We start from the raw sequence: 22,979 nt of genomic DNA, 5'->3' as shown, positions 1-22,979 counted from the left end.
AGATGTTATTTCACCGTTAAGCACGGCCGGGTGACTTGGCCGACGCGGGTCGGATATTGGCCGGTAAAACATGCCAAACATTGCCCGCGCTGCGGCGAGACATCTGGACGTCCGATCGCCGTCATCATTCCTTCCTTGCTGAGAAATGCCAACGAATCAGCGCCGATCAAACGTCGGATCTCTTCTACTGAATGTTTTGCTGCGATCAGTTCTTCTCTCGATGACGTATCAATGCCGTAAAAACAAGGGTGGGTGATCGGCGGCGCACTGATACGCACATGCACTTCTACAGCCCCTGCCTCGCGGAGCATCGTCACAATACGCCGGCTTGTCGTCCCGCGCACGATTGAATCGTCAACCATCACGACCCGCTTGCCAGCCACCACACCGCGCACCGGCGACAGCTTCATTTTTACTCCTTGTTCACGCAACGCTTGTGACGGCTGGATGAACGTCCGGCCGACGTAACGGTTTTTGATGAGCCCTAATTCATACGGGATGCCGCTCGCTTCCGCATAACCGATAGCGACGGAAATGCTCGAGTCCGGCACGCCGGTGACAATGTCAGCGTCAGCCGGCGCTTCGAGCGCCAGTCGTTTTCCTAAATTTTTCCTTGCAGTATGGATGTTGATGCCATCGACATGGCTGTCCGGGCGGGCGAAGTAAATGTATTCCATGCTGCAAATGGATCGGGGCCGCTCCGGGGCAAACCGTTCCGAACGCACTCCTTCCCCGTTGATGATAAGCAGTTCGCCGGGTGCCACTTCACGCTCGTACGCAGCACCGATGACATCAAACGCACACGTTTCCGAAGCGACGACATACGCCGAACCGAGACGGCCGAGCGACAGCGGCCGGAAGCCGTGCGGATCGAGCGCAACATAAAGCGCCTCTTCCGTCAGCAACAAAAACGCAAACGCCCCTTCAATCTGGCTGAGCGCCTCTTTCACTTGCCCGACAAACGTTGACGCCTGACTGCGGCGGATGAGATGGGCGAACACTTCCGTATCCGATGTCGTCTGAAAAATGCTCCCTTGCGCTTCGAGTGACAGTTTCAGTTCAAGAGCGTTCGTCAAGTTGCCGTTATGGGCAAGCGCCATCGAACCTGTCTGTGAGCGGAACAAAAGCGGCTGAACGTTTTCATAACCGCCTCCGCCCGCCGTCGAATAACGGACATGGCCGATCGCCGCCGGCCCGTGAAGCACATCGAGCGTCCCGCTTTGGAACACCTCTGTCACTAAGCCGAGACCTTTATAGCCGGATAAGTGACCGCCGCATGCCACAACGATGCCCGCTCCTTCCTGGCCGCGGTGCTGCAAGCTGTGGAGCCCGTAATACGTGAGCTTGGCGGCGTCCTCATGTCCCCAAATGCCGAAAATACCGCACTCCTCGTTCAATCCTTTGATTTCAGCAAGCATGGAATAGCCCCTTTCCAGACGTTTCGCATCTCGTCAACCGAAAGGCGGATAAACGTTTCCTCCTGTTCCCCGTTTACTGTCAAGATGCCGTCGCCTGTCACTTCACCGATCCGTTTCGCTTCCACAAGCTGTTCAAACGCTTCTTGGTGTTCTTTTTTCACCGACACGACAAAACGCGATTGCGTTTCACTGAACAGTTCGCTCGTCACATCGCCGCTAATCGTCACATTCGCCCCAAGCCCATCGGCTCCGATGACACATTCAGCAAGCGCGACTGCCAATCCGCCTTCAGCCACATCGTGTGCCGACGCCACGACTCCGGCGCGGATCGCCGTCAACAGCTGGCGCTGGCGTCTCGCTTCGACCGTCAAATCGAGCTCCGGCGCTTTGCCGAAAATGCGGCCCTCCAGCCATTTTTGCAACTCGCTGCCGCCAAACTCCGGCTTCGCCTCACCGATCACGTAGATCAAGTCGCCTTCTTGCTTAAACGATTGCGTTGTAATATGGGAAAGATCGTCAATAAGTCCGACCATACCGACCACCGGCGTCGGATAGATCGCCTCACCATTTGTCTCATTGTAAAGGGAGACGTTTCCGCCTGTCACCGGCGTTTCAAACACGCGGCATGCTTCGCTCATCCCGTCAACCGCTTTTTCAAGCTGCCAAAAAATCTCCGGCTTTTCCGGGCTGCCAAAGTTAAGGCAATCGGTAATCGCGAGCGGCTTCGCCCCCGAACAAACAACGTTGCGTGCCGCTTCGGCCACAGCGATTTTCCCACCCATCTCGGGGTCCAAATACAAATAGCGCGAATTGCAATCTGTGGTCAGCGCGAGCGCCTTATTCGTGCCGCGGATGCGCACAACCGCCGCATCTGATCCTGGGGCGACGACTGTGTTCGTCCGCACCATGTAGTCATATTGGTCGTACACCCATTCTTTGCTGGCGATCGTCGGTCGGGCGAGCAGCCCAAGCAATGTGTCGTTGTAGTCTTCGATCACCGGAATGTACGGCGCCATCGCCTGAAATTCACGGTAATAGGCCGGCTCTTTCGACGGCTTATAGTAAACCGGCGCGTCTTTCGCCAAGGCGTCGACTGGAATTTCCGCCGCCACCTCGCCGCGGAACCAGAGACGAAGCATTTTGTCATCCGTGACTTTGCCGATCGCTTTTGCTTCCAACCCGTACTTGGCAAAAATCGCGGCGATTTCGTCTTCACGCCCTTGCTTGACGACAAGCAGCATCCGTTCCTGCGATTCCGAGAGCATCATTTCATACGGCGTCATGCCAGTCTCGCGCTGCGGGACGAGATCCAAATTCATCTCGATGCCAAAGCCGCCTTTGCTTGCCATCTCGGCGGACGAACTCGTGAGCCCCGCGGCGCCCATATCTTGAATGCCGACAAGCGCATCGGACTTGACCGCCTCTAGGCACGCTTCTAGCAATAGTTTTTCCATAAACGGGTCGCCGACTTGCACAGCCGGGCGCTTCGCTTCCGATTGTTCGCTTAACTCTTCTGACGCGAACGTCGCCCCATGGATGCCGTCGCGGCCCGTTTTCGCCCCGACGTACATGACCGTATTGCCAACTCCGGTCGCTACGCCGCGTTGAATGTCTTCATGGCGGATGATCCCAACACACATGGCGTTGACAAGCGGATTCCCTTCATACGACGGGTCAAACTGGACTTCACCGCCGACGGTAGGGATGCCGATGCAGTTGCCATACCCGGCAATGCCGGCGACGACATGTTCAAACAAATATTTCACACGCGGCGATGTCAGTTCGCCAAACCGAAGCGAATTGAGCAGCGCGATCGGCCGCGCCCCCATTGAGAAGACGTCACGGATAATGCCGCCGACTCCGGTCGCCGCCCCTTGATACGGCTCGATCGCTGACGGATGGTTATGGCTTTCGATTTTAAACGCCACCGCCAATCCGTCGCCAATATCGACGATTCCAGCGCCTTCCCCCGGTCCCTGCAGCACGTGCGGGCCGTCAGTTGGGAATTTTTTGAGCACCGGCTTGGAATTTTTATAGCTGCAATGCTCCGACCACATCACCGAAAAAATGCCGGTTTCCGTGTAGTTCGGCAGCCGTCCTAAAATCGCTTCAATGCGCGCAAATTCGTCATCCGTCAATCCCATCTCGCGGTACAGTTTTTGTTCTTTAATCATCGCCGCACTCGGCTCAAGCAGTAACGACATGCGTCTCCCTCCAATAGTTGACGATCGATCGGAATAGTTTCAGTCCGTCCGCGCTGCCGAGCAAGGCGTCGACCGCCCGCTCCGGATGCGGCATCATGCCAAGCACATTGCCCCGCTCATTGACGATGCCCGCAATATCCATTAAACTGCCGTTCGGGTTTTCGCCGTGGTAGCGGAACACGATTTGCTTGTTTTCCACTAAGCGCTTCAGCGTCTGTTCATCGCAATAATAATTTCCTTCGCCATGGGCGATGGGAATCGTAATGACTTCCCCTTTGTCGTAGGCAGACGTAAACATCGTTCCGTTGTTTTCCACAACAAGCTGCACCGGCCGGCAGATGAACTTCAACTCTTGATTGCGGCGCATCGCCCCAGGAAGCAAGCCGGCTTCAAGCAAAATTTGAAACCCGTTGCACACGCCAAGCACCGGTTTTCCGGCGTCAGCCGCTTGCTTGACGGCGGTCATCACCTTCGAAAAGCGGGCGATCGCTCCCGAACGCAAGTAATCGCCGTACGAAAAGCCGCCCGGAAGCAAAATGGCGTCAAACCGGTCTAAGTTGTCCTCATCATGCCAGACATATTCGACTTCCTCGCCAAGCTCATCGGCGATCGCATGGTACATATCGACGTCGCAATTCGATCCCGGAAACACAATGACGGCAAACTTCATCGGGCGACGGCCTCCTCAATTTCGTAGCGGTAATCTTCAATGACCGGGTTGGACAGCAATTTCTCACACATTTCACGGACCATCTCATCAAGGTCGCGGTCGCTTTTTTCGATCATCAGTTCCATAAATTTGCCGATCCGCACGTCTTTCACTTCCGTATACGACAAGCTGTGAAGCGCCCCTTTCACCGCGGTCCCTTGCGGATCCAACACACTTTCACGCAACGTCACATACACTTTTACTTTATACATGCCGATTCTCCCCCTAACCGTTGTAAAATGACTTCATACGCCTCTGTCAAGCTGCCAAGGTCACGGCGGAACACATCTTTATCGAACTTCTCATTCGTGTCAGCGTCCCACAGCCGGCACGTATCAGGGGAAACCTCGTCGGCTAAAACGATCTCCCCGTCTGCTGTGCGGCCAAATTCAAGCTTAAAATCAATTAATCTTACATTTCGTTCCGCAAAATGGCCGCCTAACACTTCGTTCACCTTGAGCGCTTTTCGTTTCAACTGATCGATCTCCTCGCGGTTAGCGAGTTTCAAAATTGCAATATGGTCTTCAAGCAGCAGCGGATCGCCAAGATCATCGTTTTTGTAGTAAAACTCGACAAGCGGCGTTTCAAGCGGCGTTCCTTCCGCCAAGCCGATGCGCTTCGCTAAGCTGCCCGCGACAACATTGCGTACGACCACCTCAAGCGGGATGATCGTCACCTGTTGGACGAGCTGCTCAGTCGGTGATAGCTTTTCAATAAAATGATTGGCGATTCCCGCTTCGCGCAATTTCAAAAACAATAAGCTGGAAATCTCGTTATTGAGCCGCCCTTTGCCGGCGATCGTCGCCTTTTTTTCGCCATTAAACGCGGTCGCGCTGTCTTTGTACTCGACCCAAAGCACGCCGGACTCATCGGTCGCATAAATTTTTTTCGCTTTTCCTTCATACAGCAACTGTTGTTTTGTCGGCATCGTGCACGCCTCCATTATCCAGAAGATTAAAAATTTTCCGCATAATCAGCTGGCCAAAGCCAGCCGTTTTCTGCTCAATCCAATCCTAAGCGGGCAAAAATCGTATCGACATGCTTCAAATGATGACGATAGTCAAAACAGTTATCAAGCTCTTCGCTAGTGAGCCGGTTTGTAATCCGTTCGTCCGCCTCAAGCAACGGGCGGAACGGCACTTGTCGCTCCCATGCTTCCATCGCTTTCGGCTGCACCAAATCGTACGCCTCCTCGCGCGTCATCCCTTTGTCAATGAGCGCCAGCAACACGCGTTGCGAATAAATAAGGCCGAACGTGCGCTCCATATTTTTCTTCATGTTCTCCGGATAGACAAGCAAGTGTTTCACGATGTTGGCAAACCGGTTCAACATATAGTTCAAGGCGATCGTCGCATCTGGCAAAATGATGCGTTCCGCCGAGGAATGGGAAATGTCGCGCTCATGCCAAAGCGGCACATTTTCGTACGCCGTCACCATATAGCCGCGGATGACACGCGCCATCCCGGTCATATTTTCCGAGCCGATCGGGTTGCGTTTATGCGGCATCGCCGATGAGCCTTTTTGCCCTTTCGCGAAAAACTCTTCGACCTCACGAACCTCACTTTTTTGCAGACCGCGAATTTCCACGGCGAACTTCTCAATCGACGTCGCAATGAGCGCCAATGTTGCCATATAGTAGGCGTGGCGGTCGCGCTGAAGCGTTTGTGTTGAGATCGGCGCCGGCGTCAGCCCGAGCTTCTCGCACACATACTGTTCGACAAACGGATCGATGTTCGCATATGTGCCAACCGCACCGGAAATTTTCCCGACTTCAACCATCTCCGCCGCTTGGTTAAACCGCGCCAAATTCCGCTCCATTTCCGCGTACCAAAGCGCCAGCTTGAGCCCGAACGTCGTCGGTTCGGCATGGACGCCGTGCGTGCGCCCCATCATGACCGTATATTTATGTTCGCGCGCTTTCTCTTTCAATATTTGAATGAAGTTTTCCAAATCGCGCCGCAAAATCGCGTTCGCCTGTTTTAACAAATAGCCGAGCGCTGTGTCAACAACATCGGTTGACGTCAGCCCGTAGTGCACCCATTTCCGTTCCTCGCCGAGCGTCTCCGAAACTGCACGCGTAAACGCCACGACGTCATGACGTGTTTCTTCCTCGATTTCCTTAATGCGGCGGATGTCAAATGACGCGTTTTCCCGTAGGCGACGGACGTCCTCTTTCGGAATGACGCCAAGTTCGGCCCACGCTTCGCAGGCAAGCAGCTCCACCTCAAGCCACGCCTTAAAGCGGTTTTCCTCCGTCCAAATCGCTCCCATTTCCGGTCTCGTGTAGCGTTCAATCATCTTCGTTCCAGCCTCCGATCTTGCCAAATTTGCCACGACTCGATTCGCGCCAGCGCTTCCTCCACATCGTCTGCCAGTACGGTCACATGGCCCATTTTCCGCTTTGGCTTCGCCTCATGCTTGCCGTATAAATGAAGGTAGGCCGCGCCGCCAAGCGACTCGATCTGTCCGATGGCCGGCTCGACGTGCTCCCCTAAAAGATTCACCATCACGGCCGGCTTCAACAACTCCGTCGAGCCGAGCGGCCAGTTGCAGACCGCACGGATGTGCTGGGCGAACTGCGACGTCGCACATGCATTGATTGTATAATGACCCGAGTTGTGCGGTCTAGGGGCCAACTCATTAATATAAATATCCCCGTTCGCTGTCAAAAACATTTCGACCGCCAGCGTCCCGACAAGCGAAAACGACGCTGCCAACGTCTCGGCATAACAGACCGCCCGCTGTTGGATATCTTTCGGAATGCGAGCTGGAACGATCGTTTGATGCAAAATGTTTTCGACATGAATATTTTCCGCCACCGGAAAAACAGCCGTCTCCCCGTCTACATTTCTCGCCACAATCACCGATATTTCTTTTACAAACGGCACCCAGCCTTCCAAAAGACATGGGCCAATTCGAAGCAATGCGGCCGCCTTTTCCACATCCTCTCGGCTGCGCAGCACATATTGCCCTTTTCCATCGTAGCCGCCGCGCCGCGTTTTCAATACGCACGGAAAGCCGATCATGGCAACGGCTTGCTCCAACTCATCCCATCCGTCCACTTCCCTATACGGCGCCACCGGCAACCCAGCTTCGACAATCGCCGCCTTCTCGAGCGCCCGGTCTTGCGTCACCGCCAACAGCCGGCTTCCTTGCGGGACATAGGCGTTGGCCTCCAACCACGCAAGCGCCCGCGCATCAATGTTTTCAAATTCGTACGTAATCACATCGCTCACCTGCGCCAGTTTCGCAATAGCATTCAGATCATCGTACGCTGCCGTAATTTCGACATCCGCCACTTGCCCGCACGGGGAATCAGGCGTCGGATCAAGCACAGCGATGCGAAACCCCATCTCACGCGCCGCCAAAGCCATCATCCGCCCAAGCTGTCCCCCGCCGATAATACCGATCGTCTGTCCCGGAACAATCCTTCGCTTAGTCAAGCTGATCACTGCTTTCTACTACTTGTTTTCGAATCGCCTCCCGCCGCGCTTTGAGCGCCTCCATATAGCGCGGCTCAAACAGTCCAACGATCGACACTGCAAGCAGCCCTGCGTTCGTCGCCCCCGCCTTGCCGATCGCCACCGTCGCCACCGGCACCCCGCCCGGCATTTGCACGATCGACAATAACGAATCCAACCCGTTCAACGCTTTCGACTGCACTGGCACGCCGATGACCGGCAACGTCGTTTTTGCCGCAATCATTCCCGGCAAATGAGCCGCCCCACCGGCTCCGGCAATGATCACTTTTATCCCCCGCTCTTCTGCCGTTTCCGCATAGCGAAACATTTCATCCGGCGTCCGATGCGCCGATACGACTTTTTTCTCAAATGAGACGCCTAATTCTTCAAGAATAGCACAGGCGTGTTTCATCGTTTCCCAGTCCGAATGGCTTCCCATGATCACTCCAACTAGAGGGCCCATGCGTTCCACTCCTTAACTTTAATAAACATAACAAAACCCGGAACATACATTCCCTCTTGTAAGCGAGGGAAAGCATCGTTCCGGGCTCTTACATCCACCGATGTGCAAAAAGCCAAAACCGATCCTTCCCCTCATAGTCCAATCATTTACGGTGATTGGGTAGAGACTTTTGGGCCATATTCCCAAAATTATATGAGGGATACTTTTGTACACAATGAAGTTACTTTTATATTAGCAGGTTTTTTAGCATCATGTCAAGGTAAAATCGAACATTTGATATTATAGGAAAGGAAATGTTCGTGTTTTTCGAATCACCAAATGAATGGGAAAGCATATGATGAAGGAGCGGAGGAGGGAAACGCCATGGCTAATGAAAACCCGTTCACACCGTTTTCCGATTGGACAAAGCATTGGCAGCAATTTTTCCAAAACGATTTTTGGGGAAGCATTCAGCCGCTGCTGTCGTCATCAAACAAACCATCATCAGGCATGAACATTTACAAAAAAAACCACGAATTACTCATTGTCATCAGCCTTCCCGGACTGGAAAAAATCGAGGATGCGGAAGTGTATGTATTACACAAGACGCTGGAAGTGAAGGCGACGATCAATCTCAACTTTAAAGGGTTTGATTTAGTGGAGGAAGGCATTTTCCAAGGCCGGTTTGAAAAAACCGTCCCATTGCCGTTCCCGGTAAAAGAAGACCGCATCGAGGCGACATACCATAACGGCCTGCTCTTCATCCACTTACACCGACTCATTCCCGAAGAGCCAAAAAAGAAAATAGTCATCAAAAAAGGCGAGTAACCGCCAACCGCTGCATAATAAAAAAAAGAGGGTGTCCCATGCCGTGCAGGACACCCTTTCGCGAGTTTCCGTTTCCTATCGTTTTATGAAAAAGGGGGTCTAGGAAACGATGATCACGCTTTACATTTTGGGGGAGAGGATTTAAAATGGCGTCATTAAAAATGACTCATTCGAAATAGGCAAAAAAATGAGAGAACCAAACAGCTCCCTCATTTTTGCCTGCCTAGCAGCGACCTACTCTTGCAGGGGCGCTGGCCCCAACTACCATCGGCGCTGGAGGGCTTAACTTCCGTGTTCGGGATGGGAACGGGTGTTTCCCCTCCGCTATCACCACTAGGCAAGCGATTCAGTTTTGACATCATTTATTATACTTAAAAAACAAACGATGTCAAGAAGGAAATTCATTCCTTCAAAACTAGATAACCGTTTTGGGAAGAAGCCGCGGCGCTTCCACTTTTCTTGTTAGGTTAAGCCCTCGATCGATTAGTATCCGTCAGCTGCACGTGTCGCCACGCTTCCACCTCGGACCTATCGACCTCGTCATCTTCGAGGGATCTTACTCGCTTCACGCGATGGGAAATCTCATCTTGAGGGGGGCTTCACGCTTAGATGCTTTCAGCGCTTATCCCGTCCGCACATAGCTACCCAGCGGTGCCCCTGGCGGGACAACTGGTACACCAGCGGTGCGTCCATCCCGGTCCTCTCGTACTAAGGACAGCTCCTCGCAAATTTCCTGCGCCCACGACGGATAGGGACCGAACTGTCTCACGACGTTCTGAACCCAGCTCGCGTACCGCTTTAATGGGCGAACAGCCCAACCCTTGGGACCGACTACAGCCCCAGGATGCGATGAGCCGACATCGAGGTGCCAAACCTCCCCGTCGATGTGGACTCTTGGGGGAGATCAGCCTGTTATCCCCGGGGTAGCTTTTATCCGTTGAGCGATGGCCCTTCCATGCGGAACCACCGGATCACTAAGCCCGACTTTCGTCCCTGCTCGACCTGTCCGTCTCGCAGTCAAGCTCCCTTGTGCCTTTGCACTCTCCGAATGATTTCCAACCATTCTGAGGGAACCTTTGGGCGCCTCCGTTACCTTTTGGGAGGCGACCGCCCCAGTCAAACTGCCCACCTGACACTGTCTCCCACCCCGATAAGGGGTGCGGGTTAGAATTTCAATACCGCCAGGGTGGTATCCCACCGCCGCCTCCACCGAAGCTGGCGCTCCGGCTTCTCTGGCTCCCACCTATCCTGTACAAGCGATACCAAAATTCCATATCAGGCTGCAGTAAAGCTCCACGGGGTCTTTCCGTCCTGTCGCGGGTAACCTGCATCTTCACAGGTAATATAATTTCACCGGGTCTCTCGTTGAGACAGTGCCCAAGTCGTTACACCTTTCGTGCGGGTCGGAACTTACCCGACAAGGAATTTCGCTACCTTAGGACCGTTATAGTTACGGCCGCCGTTTACTGGGGCTTCGGTTCGCACCTTCGCTTGCGCTAAGCGCTCCCCTTAACCTTCCAGCACCGGGCAGGTGTCAGCCCCTATACGTCGCCTTTCGGCTTCGCAGAGACCTGTGTTTTTGATAAACAGTCGCTTGGGCCTTTTCACTGCGGCTCGTTCGGGCTCGTCACCCAAACGAGCACCCCTTCTCCCGAAGTTACGGGGTCATTTTGCCGAGTTCCTTAACGAGAGTTCTCCCGCGCGCCTTAGGATTCTCTCCTCGCCTACCTGTGTCGGTTTGCGGTACGGGCACCTCTTCCCTCGCTAGAGGCTTTTCTTGGCAGTGTGAAATCGGGAACTTCCGGATAACTCCGTCGCCGTCACCGCTTGGCCTTTTTGATCCGCGGATTTGCCTACGGATCAGCCTTGCGGCTTGGACAGGCTCTTCCAACCGCCTGCTCGCCCTATCCTCCTGCGTCCCCCCATTGCTCAAACGGGAAGGAGGTGGTACAGGAATCTCCACCTGTTGTCCATCACCTACGCCTTTCGGCCTCGGCTTAGGTCCCGACTAACCCTGAGCGGACGAACCTTCCTCAGGAACCCTTAGGCTTTCGGCGCAGAGGATTCTCACCTCTGTTTTCGCTACTCATACCGGCATTCTCACTTCTAAGCGCTCCACCAGTCCTTCCGGTCTGGCTTCTGTGCCCTTAGAACGCTCCCCTACCGATGACCAACGGTCATCCCGCAGCTTCGGCGGCACGTTTAGCCCCGGTACATTTTCGGCGCAGAGTCACTCGACCAGTGAGCTATTACGCACTCTTTAAATGGTGGCTGCTTCTAAGCCAACATCCTGGTTGTCTGGGCAACTCCACATCCTTTTCCACTGAACGTGCACTTCGGGGCCTTAGCTGGCGATCTGGGCTGTTTCCCTCTTGACCACGGATCTTATCACTCGCAGTCTGACTCCCAAGGATAAGTCATTGGCATTCGGAGTTTGACTGGGTTCGGTAACCCGATGAGGGCCCCTAGCCCAATCAGTGCTCTACCTCCAAGACTCTCACCTTGAGGCTAGCCCTAAAGCTATTTCGGGGAGAACCAGCTATCTCCAAGTTCGATTGGCATTTCACCCCTACCCACACCTCATCCCCGCACTTTTCAACGTGCGTGGGTTCGGGCCTCCAGCCGGTGTTACCCGGCCTTCACCCTGGACATGGGTAGATCACCTGGTTTCGGGTCGACGACGACGTACTCATACGCCCTGTTCAGACTCGCTTTCGCTGCGGCTCCGCCTGTTCGGCTTAACCTCGCACGCCATCGTCACTCGCCGGTTCATTCTACAAAAGGCACGCCATCACCCTTAAACGGGCTCTGACTACTTGTAGGCACACGGTTTCAGGTTCTCTTTCACTCCCCTTCCGGGGTGCTTTTCACCTTTCCCTCACGGTACTGGTGCACTATCGGTCACTAGGGAGTATTTAGCCTTGGGAGATGGTCCTCCCTGCTTCCGACGGGATTTCCCGTGTCCCGCCGTACTCAGGAGCCGCCCGGGAGGGAACGAAGTTTCGACTACAGGGCTGTCACCTTCTCTGGCCGGCCGTTCCAGACCGGTTCGTCTACCCCGTTCCTTTCTCACTCCCATCTGGGCGGTCCTACAACCCCAAGAGGCACGCCTCTTGGTTTGGGCTGTTCCCGTTTCGCTCGCCGCTACTCAGGGAATCGCGTTTGCTTTCTTCTCCTCCGGGTACTAAGATGTTTCAGTTCCCCGGGTGTGCCCTCCATGCCCTATGGATTCAGGCATGGATCCTGCCCCATTACGGGCAGGGGGTTCCCCCATTCGGACATCTCCGGATCGACGCTTGCTTACAGCTCCCCGGAGCGTTTCGGCGTTTGCCCCGTCCTTCATCGGCTCCTAGTGCCAAGGCATCCACCGTGCGCCCTTTCTAGCTTAACCTACAGCGCTTCTCGGCTTCTTCCTTTGCTTTTCCGGTTATCTAGTTTTCAAGGAACGAGACTGCTTCTTGAATTTGCTTCTCTGCGGTCTTGCGTCGAGGAATTCAGCTTCTCTGAATTCGCTTGTAGACGCAGACGCAAATGAAGCAACCCCCTGAACCTGTCAGCAGACGCAGGCACAGGCGCTTTTGAAGGAATCTCTCATTCCCTCAAAACCGAACGAAACGAAAGCGCGGTGTATCGACAGTTGGCCATTACGGCCTTCGCTTTTCTTCATCCTTAGAAAGGAGGTGATCCAGCCGCACCTTCCGGTACGGCTACCTTGTTACGACTTCACCCCAATCACTTGCCCCACCTTCGGCGGCTGGCTCCCTTGCGGGTTACCTCACCGACTTCGGGTGTTGCAAGCTCTCGTGGTGTGACGGGCGGTGTGTACAAGGCCCGGGAACGTATTCACCGCGGCATGCTGATCCGCGATTACTAGCGATTCCGGCTTCATGCAGGCGAGTTGCAGCCTGCAATCCGAACTGAGAGCGGCTTTTTGGGATTCGCTCCCCCTCGCGGGTTCGCAGCCCTTTGTACCGCCCATTGTAGCACGTGTGTAGCCCAGGTCATAAGGGGCATGATGATTTGACGTCATCCCCACCTTCCTCCGACTTTTAGCCGGCAGTCCCTCTAGAGTGCCCACCTGAATGCTGGCAACTAGAGGCAAGGGTTGCGCTCGTTGCGGGACTTAACCCAACATCTCACGACACGAGCTGACGACAACCATGCACCACCTGTCACCCTGTCCCCCCGAAGGGGGAACGCCCAATCTCTTGGGTTGTCAGGGGATGTCAAGACCTGGTAAGGTTCTTCGCGTTGCTTCGAATTAAACCACATGCTCCACCGCTTGTGCGGGCCCCCGTCAATTCCTTTGAGTTTCAGCCTTGCGGCCGTACTCCCCAGGCGGAGTGCTTATCGCGTTAGCTGCAGCACTAAAGGGTGTGACCCCTCTAACACTTAGCACTCATCGTTTACGGCGTGGACTACCAGGGTATCTAATCCTGTTTGCTCCCCACGCTTTCGCGCCTCAGCGTCAGTTACAGGCCAGAGAGCCGCCTTCGCCACTGGTGTTCCTCCACATCTCTACGCATTTCACCGCTACACGTGGAATTCCGCTCCCCTCTCCTGCACTCAAGTCCCCCAGTTTCCAATGACCCTCCACGGTTGAGCCGTGGGCTTTCACATCAGACTTAAGGAACCGCCTGCGCGCGCTTTACGCCCAATAATTCCGGACAACGCTCGCCCCCTACGTATTACCGCGGCTGCTGGCACGTAGTTAGCCGGGGCTTTCTCGTGAGGTACCGTCACCGCGCCGCCTTGTTCAAACGGCGCTCCTTCGTCCCTCACAACAGAGCTTTACGACCCGAAGGCCTTCTTCGCTCACGCGGCGTCGCTCCGTCAGACTTTCGTCCATTGCGGAAGATTCCCTACTGCTGCCTCCCGTAGGAGTCTGGGCCGTGTCTCAGTCCCAGTGTGGCCGGTCACCCTCTCAGGCCGGCTACGCATCGTCGCCTTGGTGAGCCGTTACCTCACCAACTAGCTAATGCGCCGCGGGCCCATCCGCAAGTGACAGCCAAAGGCCGCCTTTCAACCGAAGACCATGCGGTCTTCGGCGTTATCCGGTATTAGCTCCGGTTTCCCGGAGTTATCCCGGTCTTGCGGGCAGGTTGCCCACGTGTTACTCACCCGTCCGCCGCTGACCAAACCAGAGCAAGCCCTGATTCGGTCCGCTCGACTTGCATGTATTAGGCACGCCGCCAGCGTTCGTCCTGAGCCAGGATCAAACTCTCCAAAAAGAAAGTTGATTGGCTTCATTAGCGTCGACACCGAAGGTGTCGAAACGCTCGCGCTTCGTTTCGTTCAGTTTTCAAGGAACAAACTTATCCCTTCGCTTCAGAAATTCACTTTAATCAAAAGCGACTCTTATAATATATCATTTCTTTTTTCTTATGTCAATATGTTTTTTGTTTTTTTACCGCATTGATGCGGCTTTATTAATATAGCACCTCCTTTTTGATGTGTCAACGGTTGATTCAAGATTTTTTAGGTTACTATGAATAGTGCACACGCATTTCGTGCAACCAAAACGAATCTTGTGTTGATTTCTTTCCACGATGACCCGATCACTACACAGGCCAGTTCGGTTCATACAATTAAGATTCACCAGCGCCATGCGGATGCTCGCTTTCAACTTTATAACGAATCGTTTGCTAAACCTGATAAAACACCTATGCCACGAACACCTCTTGTCTCTCTTCCTTTTAGTTCTTTTTCGAATTCCCGTCAAATCTCCCGTGTGAATCACACTTTTGCTTCCAGAACTACTACACTGCGATATCTCGTGTCACTATTTTTTAAAATTAATATTTATTATCAATATTGAGTAAATATAAATGGCTGTGATAGGATTATTACATCAGCGTAATCCAACCAATCAAGCCAGGGGGAATTGCAGATGATTGTCACAAAAGAAGACTCCAAAGAGAACTTAAACCCGTACGAAGTCGCCAAAAAGCAGATTGAAACCGCAGCGGAAAAACTTGGTTTGGAGCCTCATATCGTTGAAATGTTAAAGCGTCCTATGCGTGTCCTGTCCGTGTCCTTTCCTGTGAAGATGGATGACGGTTCCATTCAAATATTTGAAGGCTACCGTTCCCAACACAACGATGCCTTAGGTCCAACTAAAGGCGGAATCCGATTCCATCCGGATATCACACTAGATGAAGTAAAAGCATTATCGATGTGGATGTCGTTTAAATGTGCGGTTGTCGGCCTTCCTTACGGGGGAGGAAAAGGGGGGGTTATTTGTGATCCGCGAACGCTAAGCACCGGGGAGCTCGAACGAGTCAGCCGCGGATTTATTGAGGCAATTTCGCAAATCATCGGTCCGGATAAGGATATCCCCGCTCCTGATGTATATACAAATCCACAAATCATGGGCTGGATGATGGATACATACAGCCGCATGAATCACGCTTTCTCTCCGGGAGTGATCACCGGAAAACCGCTTATTATTGGTGGTTCAAAAGGTAGAAATGAAGCGACGGCACGCGGCTGTGTCATTACCATTCAGGAAGCGATGAAAAAACTCCATCTGCCATTAAAAGGAGCTACGGTTGCGATCCAGGGATTTGGAAATGCAGGACGCATTGCGGCAAAATTGCTCGCTGAACTCGGATGTAAAATTGTGGCTGTCAGCGATTCAACAGGCGCCATCTATGATCCGGACGGATTAAATCTCGCAACAGTCGAACATGTAAAAGATCACCAAACTTTGCTTGACTATGGTGCCCAATACGAAATCGAGCCATCGCAGTTATTAGAACTCGACGTCGATATTTTAGTTCCAGCCGCCTTGGAAAACGCCATTACCGCTGCCAATGCCGATCGTATCCAGGCAAAAATTATAGCGGAAGCGGCAAACGGGCCAACTTCTCCGGAAGCAGACCAAATTTTGTCGGGCAAAGGCATTATGGTCATTCCCGATATCCTTGCTAATGCGGGCGGCGTCACTGTTTCTTATTTTGAGTGGGTACAAAACTTGATGAACTATTATTGGAGCGAAGAAGAAGTTAATCAGAAACTAGCCGATATCATGGTCCGAAGCTTCCACGCAGTTCACGAAACCGCTGAACAGTACGGGACAGATTTGCGTACTGCTGCTTACATCATTTCAATCAAACGAATGGCAGAAGCTATGAAAGCACGCGGTTGGGTATAACCGTTCTTCCATAAAACAAGGCAGCCTTCCAAGAGCCGGTAACACGGCTTTTGGAAGAACTGCCCTTGATTGTGAATGCCTATTCCCGCAAAAAGACGAAGTAACAAATAAAGACGACAAACAACACATACAACAACGGATGCACGTCTTTGCCGCGGCCTTTCAACAGCATCGTGATCGGATAGAAGATGAAACCGACAGCGATGCCGGTGGCAATGCTATAGGAGAGCGGCATCGTGATGAGCGTGAAGAACGCCGGCACCGCCACCTCAAACTTCTTCCAGTCGATTTCGCCGATCGACGAGGCCATTAAGACACCGACGATGATCAAAGCCGGCGCGGTGACCGGTGCGGTGATGACGCTTAACAGCGGCGAGAAAAACAGCGCGAGCAGGAACAAAATCCCCGTCACGACCGCGGAAAACCCGGAACGCCCCCCGGCGGCGACACCGGCCGACGATTCGATGTATGATGTTGTGGTCGATGTGCCGAATACCGCCCCAACCATGACGGCAGTTGCGTCAACGAGCAACGCTTTGCCGGCGCGCGGCAGTTTGTTGTTTTTTAACAATCCGGCTTGGTTGGCAACCGCCAAAAGGGTACCGGTCGCATCGAAAAAGTCGACAATAAAGAACGTCAAGACGACGCCAAGCATTTTCAGCGAGAGAATATCCGGCAAGTGTTCGATGGCGACGCCAAATGTCGGCGAAATATCTGGAATGGCACCGACAATTTGCTTCGGTACTTCAATCAAGCCGAAAATCATACCGACAACAGCCGTAATGACCATGCCGTAAAAGACGCCGCCGTTTACCTTTTTCACCATTAAAATGACGGTGATGAACAAACCGAAAATGGCAAGCAATGTATTACCGTCCTTCAAATCACTCAATCCGACTAATGTGGCATCGTTATTGACAATGATGCCGGCGTTTTGCAGGCCGATGAACGTAATAAACAGCCCGATTCCGGCGCCAACGGCATACTTCAATTCCACAGGGATGGCGTCAATAATTTTTTCACGAATGCCAGTGAGCGATAAAATCGTAAAAATAATACCCGAGACAAACACACCGGCTAACGCCGTTTGCCACGGAATCCCCATGTGCAGCACAACCGTGAAGGCAAAGAAGGCGTTCAGCCCCATCCCCGGCGCCAGGGCGATCGGGTAGCGGGCCAATACCCCCATTAAAATCGACCCATATGCTGCAGCCAAGGCGGTAGCGACAAACACCGCTCCTTGATCAATGCGCAGTTCATCAGGAAAATCTTGAACCGCCCCTAACGACAATGTAAACGGGTTAACGAACAAAATGTACGCCATCGACAAAAACGTCGTCAACCCGGCGATGATCTCTGTCCGGTAGTTCGTACCGAGCTCGTCAAATTGAAAATACTTTCTCACGTCTGTCCCCCCTATATAAAAAGTAAAAACGCTTCTGTCGCTACCAGAAGCGTTGACTAGGAAGGAATAGCGAATATAGAGAGGACATTGACTCCCTACTTCACATTCCTCGTAGTCAAGCTATTTACGGTAGCCTGGTAGAAACTCCCGAGCCGTATCCCCGGGATTATACGACGGAATTCGACATTATTCACAATCCACGGTTATTGTATCAACACCAACAACCATTGTCAAGAAAAAAGACGAACATTTCATCAGAAATGCCCGTCTTTTGTTCGGGTTTATCAATTTATTCCCACTCAATTGTCGCTGGCGGTTTGCTTGTAATATCATAGACGACGCGGTTGACATGCGGCACTTCATTGACGATGCGCGTTGAAATCCGCTCGAGCACATCCCATGGAATACGAGCCCAATCGGCGGTCATCCCGTCGATCGATGTCACCGCACGAATGGCGACCGTATAATCATACGTGCGGGCGTCCCCCATCACTCCGACGCTGCGAATATCGGGGAGAACGGTGAAATATTGCCAAATGTCACGGTCCAACCCCGCTTTTTGAATTTCTTCGCGCAAAATCGCATCCGATTCGCGGACGATTTCGAGCTTTTCTTCCGTCACTTCACCAAGGACGCGAATGCCAAGCCCCGGTCCCGGGAACGGCTGGCGCCAAACGATTTCGTCCGGAATCCCCAATTGCGTGCCGAGGGCGCGCACTTCGTCTTTAAACAACGTATTGAGCGGTTCGATCAGTTCGAATTTCATATCTTCCGGCAAACCGCCGACGTTATGATGCGATTTGATCGTTTGCGCCGTCGCCGTGCCGCTTTCGATAATATCGGTATAAAGCGTGCCTTGCACTAAAAATTCGATGCCTTCGAGCTTGGCCGCTTCGTCATCAAATACATAAATGAACTCGTTGCCGATGATTTTCCGTTTTTGTTCTGGATCAGCGACCCCTTTTAGTTTCGCCAAAAAGCGTTCTTTCGCATCAACTTTAATGACGTTCATCTGGAACTGCTCACGGAATGTTTTCATGACGCTTTCCGCTTCGCCTTTGCGAAGAAGGCCGTGATCGACAAAAATGCAGGTGAGCTGATCGCCGATGGCACGGTGCACCAACACGGCTGCAACCGACGAGTCAACCCCGCCGCTTAAGGCGCACAACACTTTTTTCCCGCCGACTTGCTCACGAATGCGGTGCACTTGTTCGTCAATGAAGTTTTCCATCGTCCAGTCGCCACGGCATCCGCATACGTCAAAAACAAACCGCTTCAACACATCGTTTCCATAAACAGAATGGCGCACTTCCGGATGGAATTGCACCCCATACCATTTTCGCTGTTCATCGCTCATCGCGGCGATCGGACACGAAGCGCTTGTCGCATCAACAGTAAAACCAGGCGGCGGCGCAGTCACTAAATCGCCGTGGCTCATCCAGACGACTTGCTCATCCGGCAGGCCGTGGAAAAGCAGCGAGTTGTTTTTTACTTGAATGAGCGCCTTCCCGTACTCACGGTGCGCCGCTTTTTCCACCTTGCCCTCTAAATGGTGCGCCATGAGCTGCATACCGTAGCAAATCCCAAGAATCGGCAGCCCGAGATCAAAAATCGCCGGATCACATGAAAATGCCTGCTCATCATACACGCTGTTCGGCCCGCCGGAAAAAATGATCCCTTTCGCGTTCAACGCGCGAATGTCGTCGGCGCGAATCGTATGCGGGTGCAGTTCGCTGTAAACGCCAAATTCGCGAATGCGGCGGGTAATCAGTTGGTTATATTGGCTTCCGAAGTCCAACACGACGATCATTTCCTGGTTCATGTTCTCCACCCCGTCCAAAAAATAAGCGCTGCCAGCGCCCAAAAAACACGGATGAAGGCAGAATGGCAGCGTCTTCTGCCTTCATAGTCAGGCCGTTTACGGCGGCCCGGTAGAGACACGCAGGCCATATTCCCGCGCATATATGAAGGGCTTGCGTCCTATTCGTATGCAAATTTGAATTCATTCTATCAACTTGCCGGCAGGCGGTCAAGAGATCGTCTTTTTTATTAAATTTTCCCACAATTGGCGCACCTCAAGACTATCGTCCGCACCATAGCCCACACCGTAAACAACCTGTTCATACCATTTCGTCAGCCGCACCATTTCATCGGTCTCGAATAACCGGTCCACTTGGGCGGCGTATTGACGTAACGTTTCGTGCGGTTTCCGCTTCACCCCGTAATCGTGCAAATGGCGCAGCAACGCAGAATACGCAGGGACGAGCCATTCCGGTCCGCTGCTTTGCCGGCGGCGAAACCGAAAGAGCGTCCAGCGCGGCCACCATCTTCTCCTTGTCGCATAGCCAACCCCTCCAAGCGCGGCCGCCGCCGCCAGCGCAGCCAACCCTGTTTGCCATGACCAAGCGTCTGCCATCTTCTTCCACCAACGTTCCCCCGTTGTCGAAGGCTGCTCAAGCAATTGATCAAGCGGCACCCGCGGCGTTTCCTGTTCTTCCGGTTGCAAAGCCGGCGCCGGCTCTTCCGGATTTGGCGAGGTAAGCGAGAACGAATACGGGTTGACAAACCCTTGCGTCGGCTCGAACGGCACCCAGCCGACGCCTTCAAAATACACCTCCACCCACGAATGTGCGTCATTGTTGCGGATTTCGTAAACGTTTTGCCCGTCCCGTTCCCCAATAAGCCGTCCCGACGTATAGCCTTTCACCCAGCGCGCTGGGATGCCAAGCGAGCGCACGAGCACGACCATAGAAGTCGAGAAGTTGTCGCAATACCCTTGCTTTGTCTCAAACAAAAACTGGTCGACGTAATCTTGATGGGCTCCTGGAACGGCAACGTCCGTCGTTTCGTACGTATACCCGTTCATATGGAAATATTGTTCAATGGCTTTCACTTGATCGTACGCCGTCTCGTTTCCATCAGCAATTTGTTTCGCGAGATCGCGCACCCGCTGCGGAAGCGTATCCGGCAGTTGTGTATAACGTTTCAAAAGGAGTGGATCTTGGACAGGAGGCGCTGCCCGCAACACCTCGATCGGAAAATCCGGTTCCATATACGTGAGCGTATACCGGCGGATCGGAAGGGCATTCGCATTGGCGTCGGTCGTATAAATTTTTTCTGTCGCCAGATGCATCCGGTAGACAATGGCATTGGCCGTTTGCACTCGCTGCAAGCCGAGCGGATAGATAAGATGAAACGCTTGATCATGTCGGGTGATTTCCGCCATCTGCTCGACTGTCTTGACGTTGTCGCTCCACCATTCATACCCGACTGGCGCCCCGTTTTCAAATGAACGGACTTGCTCGCTTCCGGATGCCTCCCATCCCTTTCCAGTATAAATGTCTTTCGTTTCCACTCGCCAATAATGGCGGCGCGCATCTTCCGCCATGAAAACAACTGTATCATCAGCGATAAACGGGCCGCCGAGCCGCGAATCATTTTGCCCATAGCCGATTTTCTTGACCCCAACGGCCGCCGGGACATCGGGATCTTCTCCCGGATTGGCGGCATAGCTGCGGATGAACGCCACCGGATCCGGCCATTGGGGCGGCAGCTTAGGCCCCGCATATCCAAAAGCAACCGCAATGGCAGGAAGGAACAACGCCACTGCCCGCCACTTTCCGGCCGCAAACACCATTCCCCCAGTCCGCAGCCGCTCGCCATGCAGCCAAGCAAACGCCAAAAACCCAATCCCGACAAGACGGACGATCGCCGCGTTGCCGCTATGCGGCGAAAACGTATCAAGCACAGTGACATAGCAGACTGTCGCCGCGTACGGGACAAACCACCATTTTCTCCGCATAACGAACCAATGCCAGGCAAACGACGCCGCCCATAAAAGCGCAAAAAACGCGACTGTGCGCACTAAATCGCTCGGCATGGATGAAGCGTCCGCCTCCAGCCAAACAAGACTATCCCGCCAAAGGCGATGCGGGATCCCCCAGATTGACCGTCCATCAAACCAACCGTCAAGCGCCCACCATATAAAGGCGGTTTTTCCGAAAGCCGACAGCCAGACAGGAAGGCGAAGGGCGTAAAACAGGAAACAAACGGCGACAAACAAAGCGAACGTTTCGATATGTTCTGTGTCTGTCAACGTGCCAAGCGGCCAAAGCCATTCCATAAGCAGCCAGGCGGCAACCATGTTGGGCAGCGCGACGGATATGACCGTAGACGCCAACTGTTTCATTTCTCCTTCCCTCCTTGCCAGACGGTTTGCAAGGTGGGCGGGGCGATGTGCGACACATACACTCCGCTATGGCGCAGCCGATCCGCCTCATTTCGCTCTTCCTCCCCCCACCTGTCACTGACAACGTACAGCACGACACGGCGCTTTGATGCCATTTCGCGCAGCTGCCCGACCCATTCGGCGGATAACGAGGACGTGACCATGATGTATCCAGCCGCTGTCCGGTCGTTGATTTCCTCCATCAAGATGCGGGCGAGAGGCTCGTTCCGGTCATCGTGCGCTTCCGCCAACTTGAGAAGGAGCGACTGCCACTGGTCATTATGGCGGCGCGGCTTTACAAAAGAACGCTCTTTTCCAGCCACAAGCAACCCGACCGGCACTCCGTCATCGATCAACGCCTTTGCCACAGAAGCGGCGAGCGTCACGAGCTCCTCAAACGATCGGGACGGCGCGCCGTCGAGCACTACGATCCAATCGTCGTTGCGCTGCTCATCGAATTCTTTTGTCATCAGCTCCTGCCTGCGCGCCGACGCCTTCCAATGCACCCACGACATTTTATCCCCAGGCACGTACTCACGGGCGCCGGCTGCGACCACCATATCGCGGTGAAGCGGAATGGGCCGCGCCGCTTTTCCGTGCGCAAACCATTCGCGCACCGCCTCAGCCGGCCATTCGATATAGCGTGGGTAAACGATGACGGTGCACGGGGCATGAAATGAAGCCGTTTTGCGGACCCAACCAAACGCATCGTGCACCTCGAGGCGAATCGTATCCAACGAATGACGACCGCGCGGCAAAGAAAGCGACCACGTACAAACGAGGCGGCGGCGCAACGGCCAGGCGATCATTGCCCCTCCGTTCTGCTCCCCTTCAGCCACCACCACGGCCGCCATCGGAATCAGCCATGGCAAATCGATGTGGGCGGTGACAGGAATGCGATCCCCGGCCCAGTAGCGGCGCCCGGCCGGCACCGTCCGCCGGACCGCGGTGCGCTTAAGCGGATATATCGCGATCAAGAGCGCATACAACCCAAACGGCAAAAAACTATAAAACAAAAACCAGCTGACAAACCCACCTTGGAACATAGCGTACGAAAACAAAACCGCCGTCAAGAGCAACAGCCGGGCGAGAGCAGGCCAACAACGCCTGTTCCATGTTCTCTTCATC

Annotated in this window: 14 protein-coding genes, 3 rRNA genes and 3 riboswitches; of the genes, 2 read left to right on the top strand and 15 right to left on the bottom strand. The window is 53.7% G+C overall.

Features of this window, described 5'->3' with window-relative positions; translation table 11 throughout:
- Window positions 1-5 precede the first annotated feature (5 nt).
- The 8 genes from purF to purE all read right to left on the bottom strand — a co-directional run bounded on the left by purF (window position 6) and on the right by purE (window position 8,255).
- The gene (purF, locus tag M493_RS01460) at window positions 6-1,418 is read right to left on the bottom strand and encodes an amidophosphoribosyltransferase (RefSeq protein ID WP_020958491.1); all 1,413 of its coding nucleotides are present in this window, start codon (window positions 1,416-1,418) and stop codon (window positions 6-8) included.
- The gene (gene purL, locus M493_RS01455) at window positions 1,394-3,622 is read right to left on the bottom strand and encodes a phosphoribosylformylglycinamidine synthase subunit PurL (RefSeq protein WP_020958490.1); all 2,229 of its coding nucleotides are present in this window, start codon (window positions 3,620-3,622) and stop codon (window positions 1,394-1,396) included. The genes purF and purL overlap by 25 nt, the downstream gene beginning before the upstream one ends.
- Window positions 3,606-4,292 (bottom strand): phosphoribosylformylglycinamidine synthase subunit PurQ, encoded by a 687-nt coding sequence (purQ, locus tag M493_RS01450; protein ID WP_020958489.1) that lies wholly within the window; start codon window positions 4,290-4,292, stop codon window positions 3,606-3,608. The genes purL and purQ overlap by 17 nt, the downstream gene beginning before the upstream one ends.
- Window positions 4,289-4,543 (bottom strand): phosphoribosylformylglycinamidine synthase subunit PurS, encoded by a 255-nt coding sequence (gene purS / locus M493_RS01445; RefSeq protein ID WP_020958488.1) that lies wholly within the window; start codon window positions 4,541-4,543, stop codon window positions 4,289-4,291. The genes purQ and purS overlap by 4 nt, the downstream gene beginning before the upstream one ends.
- Window positions 4,531-5,259 (bottom strand): phosphoribosylaminoimidazolesuccinocarboxamide synthase, encoded by a 729-nt coding sequence (gene purC / locus M493_RS01440; protein WP_020958487.1) that lies wholly within the window; start codon window positions 5,257-5,259, stop codon window positions 4,531-4,533. Before purC ends, purS begins: the two co-directional genes overlap by 13 nt.
- A gap of 74 nt (window positions 5,260-5,333) precedes the next feature.
- Window positions 5,334-6,629 carry an adenylosuccinate lyase gene (purB, locus tag M493_RS01435; protein WP_020958486.1) on the bottom strand — a complete coding sequence of 432 codons (1,296 nt, stop codon included), beginning with the start codon at window positions 6,627-6,629 and terminating at the stop codon, window positions 5,334-5,336.
- Window positions 6,626-7,774 (bottom strand): 5-(carboxyamino)imidazole ribonucleotide synthase, encoded by a 1,149-nt coding sequence (gene purK / locus M493_RS01430; protein ID WP_020958485.1) that lies wholly within the window; start codon window positions 7,772-7,774, stop codon window positions 6,626-6,628. The genes purB and purK overlap by 4 nt, the downstream gene beginning before the upstream one ends.
- A complete protein-coding gene (purE, locus tag M493_RS01425; protein ID WP_023817436.1) occupies window positions 7,767-8,255 on the bottom strand; it encodes a 5-(carboxyamino)imidazole ribonucleotide mutase in 489 nt (162 codons plus the stop codon). Before purE ends, purK begins: the two co-directional genes overlap by 8 nt.
- Before the next feature lie 114 nt (window positions 8,256-8,369).
- A riboswitch (purine riboswitch) is annotated at window positions 8,370-8,471 on the bottom strand.
- A 147-nt stretch (window positions 8,472-8,618) separates the two neighbouring features.
- Between purE and M493_RS01420 the strand changes: the two genes are divergently transcribed.
- Window positions 8,619-9,062 carry an Hsp20/alpha crystallin family protein gene (locus M493_RS01420; protein ID WP_023817433.1) on the top strand — a complete coding sequence of 148 codons (444 nt, stop codon included), beginning with the start codon at window positions 8,619-8,621 and terminating at the stop codon, window positions 9,060-9,062.
- A 221-nt stretch (window positions 9,063-9,283) separates the two neighbouring features.
- Here M493_RS01420 and rrf read toward each other — a convergent pair.
- The 3 genes from rrf to M493_RS01405 all read right to left on the bottom strand — a co-directional run bounded on the left by rrf (window position 9,284) and on the right by M493_RS01405 (window position 14,293).
- Window positions 9,284-9,400 (bottom strand): 5S ribosomal RNA (gene rrf, locus M493_RS01415).
- Between the two features lie 125 nt (window positions 9,401-9,525).
- Window positions 9,526-12,453 (bottom strand): 23S ribosomal RNA (locus M493_RS01410).
- Window positions 12,454-12,735: 282 nt separating this feature from the next.
- Window positions 12,736-14,293 (bottom strand): 16S ribosomal RNA (locus M493_RS01405).
- The 16S, 23S and 5S rRNA genes sit together here, the layout of an rRNA operon.
- Window positions 14,294-14,952: 659 nt before the next feature.
- Here M493_RS01405 and M493_RS01395 point away from each other — a divergent pair.
- Window positions 14,953-16,218, top strand: a complete 1,266-nt coding sequence (locus M493_RS01395) for a Glu/Leu/Phe/Val family dehydrogenase (protein WP_020958481.1) — start codon at window positions 14,953-14,955, stop codon at window positions 16,216-16,218.
- A 79-nt stretch (window positions 16,219-16,297) separates the two neighbouring features.
- Here M493_RS01395 and M493_RS01390 read toward each other — a convergent pair whose 3' ends face one another.
- From M493_RS01390 to M493_RS01375, 4 genes are all read right to left on the bottom strand, one after another.
- Complete coding sequence (locus M493_RS01390) at window positions 16,298-17,623, bottom strand: NCS2 family permease (protein ID WP_020958480.1); 1,326 nt, start codon at window positions 17,621-17,623, stop codon at window positions 16,298-16,300.
- 92 nt (window positions 17,624-17,715) lie between these two features.
- A riboswitch (purine riboswitch) is annotated at window positions 17,716-17,817 on the bottom strand.
- 95 nt (window positions 17,818-17,912) lie between these two features.
- On the bottom strand, window positions 17,913-19,445 hold the full coding sequence (guaA, locus tag M493_RS01385; protein WP_020958479.1) for a glutamine-hydrolyzing GMP synthase: 1,533 nt from the start codon (window positions 19,443-19,445) through the stop codon (window positions 17,913-17,915).
- 64 nt (window positions 19,446-19,509) lie between these two features.
- Window positions 19,510-19,611: riboswitch (purine riboswitch) on the bottom strand.
- A 41-nt stretch (window positions 19,612-19,652) separates the two neighbouring features.
- Window positions 19,653-21,812, bottom strand: a complete 2,160-nt coding sequence (locus tag M493_RS01380) for a transglutaminase TgpA family protein (RefSeq protein ID WP_020958478.1) — start codon at window positions 21,810-21,812, stop codon at window positions 19,653-19,655.
- Window positions 21,809-22,978, bottom strand: coding sequence for a DUF58 domain-containing protein (locus M493_RS01375; RefSeq protein WP_023817431.1), 1,170 nt, complete (start codon window positions 22,976-22,978; stop codon window positions 21,809-21,811). The genes M493_RS01380 and M493_RS01375 overlap by 4 nt, the downstream gene beginning before the upstream one ends.
- Between the last annotated feature and the right edge of the window lies 1 nt (window position 22,979).

Origin of the sequence: Geobacillus genomosp. 3, from assembly GCF_000445995.2 — a bacterium.
Lineage (GTDB): Bacteria > Bacillota > Bacilli > Bacillales > Anoxybacillaceae > Geobacillus.
This window is presented reverse-complemented; position numbering and strand designations above follow the sequence as displayed.

Coding starts and splice junctions, on each gene's coding strand:
- purS (WP_020958488.1), bottom strand. CDS start 4,543: ATGTATAAAGTAAAAGTGTATGTGACGTTGCGTGAAAGTGTGTTGGAT.
- purE (WP_023817436.1), bottom strand. CDS start 8,255: ATGGGCCCTCTAGTTGGAGTGATCATGGGAAGCCATTCGGACTGGGAA.
- purQ (WP_020958489.1), bottom strand. CDS start 4,292: ATGAAGTTTGCCGTCATTGTGTTTCCGGGATCGAATTGCGACGTCGAT.
- M493_RS01380 (WP_020958478.1), bottom strand. CDS start 21,812: ATGAAACAGTTGGCGTCTACGGTCATATCCGTCGCGCTGCCCAACATG.
- purF (WP_020958491.1), bottom strand. CDS start 1,418: ATGCTTGCTGAAATCAAAGGATTGAACGAGGAGTGCGGTATTTTCGGC.
- M493_RS01395 (WP_020958481.1), top strand. CDS start 14,953: ATGATTGTCACAAAAGAAGACTCCAAAGAGAACTTAAACCCGTACGAA.
- purC (WP_020958487.1), bottom strand. CDS start 5,259: ATGCCGACAAAACAACAGTTGCTGTATGAAGGAAAAGCGAAAAAAATT.
- M493_RS01375 (WP_023817431.1), bottom strand. CDS start 22,978: ATGAAGAGAACATGGAACAGGCGTTGTTGGCCTGCTCTCGCCCGGCTG.
- purL (WP_020958490.1), bottom strand. CDS start 3,622: ATGTCGTTACTGCTTGAGCCGAGTGCGGCGATGATTAAAGAACAAAAA.
- purB (WP_020958486.1), bottom strand. CDS start 6,629: ATGATTGAACGCTACACGAGACCGGAAATGGGAGCGATTTGGACGGAG.
- M493_RS01420 (WP_023817433.1), top strand. CDS start 8,619: ATGGCTAATGAAAACCCGTTCACACCGTTTTCCGATTGGACAAAGCAT.
- guaA (WP_020958479.1), bottom strand. CDS start 19,445: ATGAACCAGGAAATGATCGTCGTGTTGGACTTCGGAAGCCAATATAAC.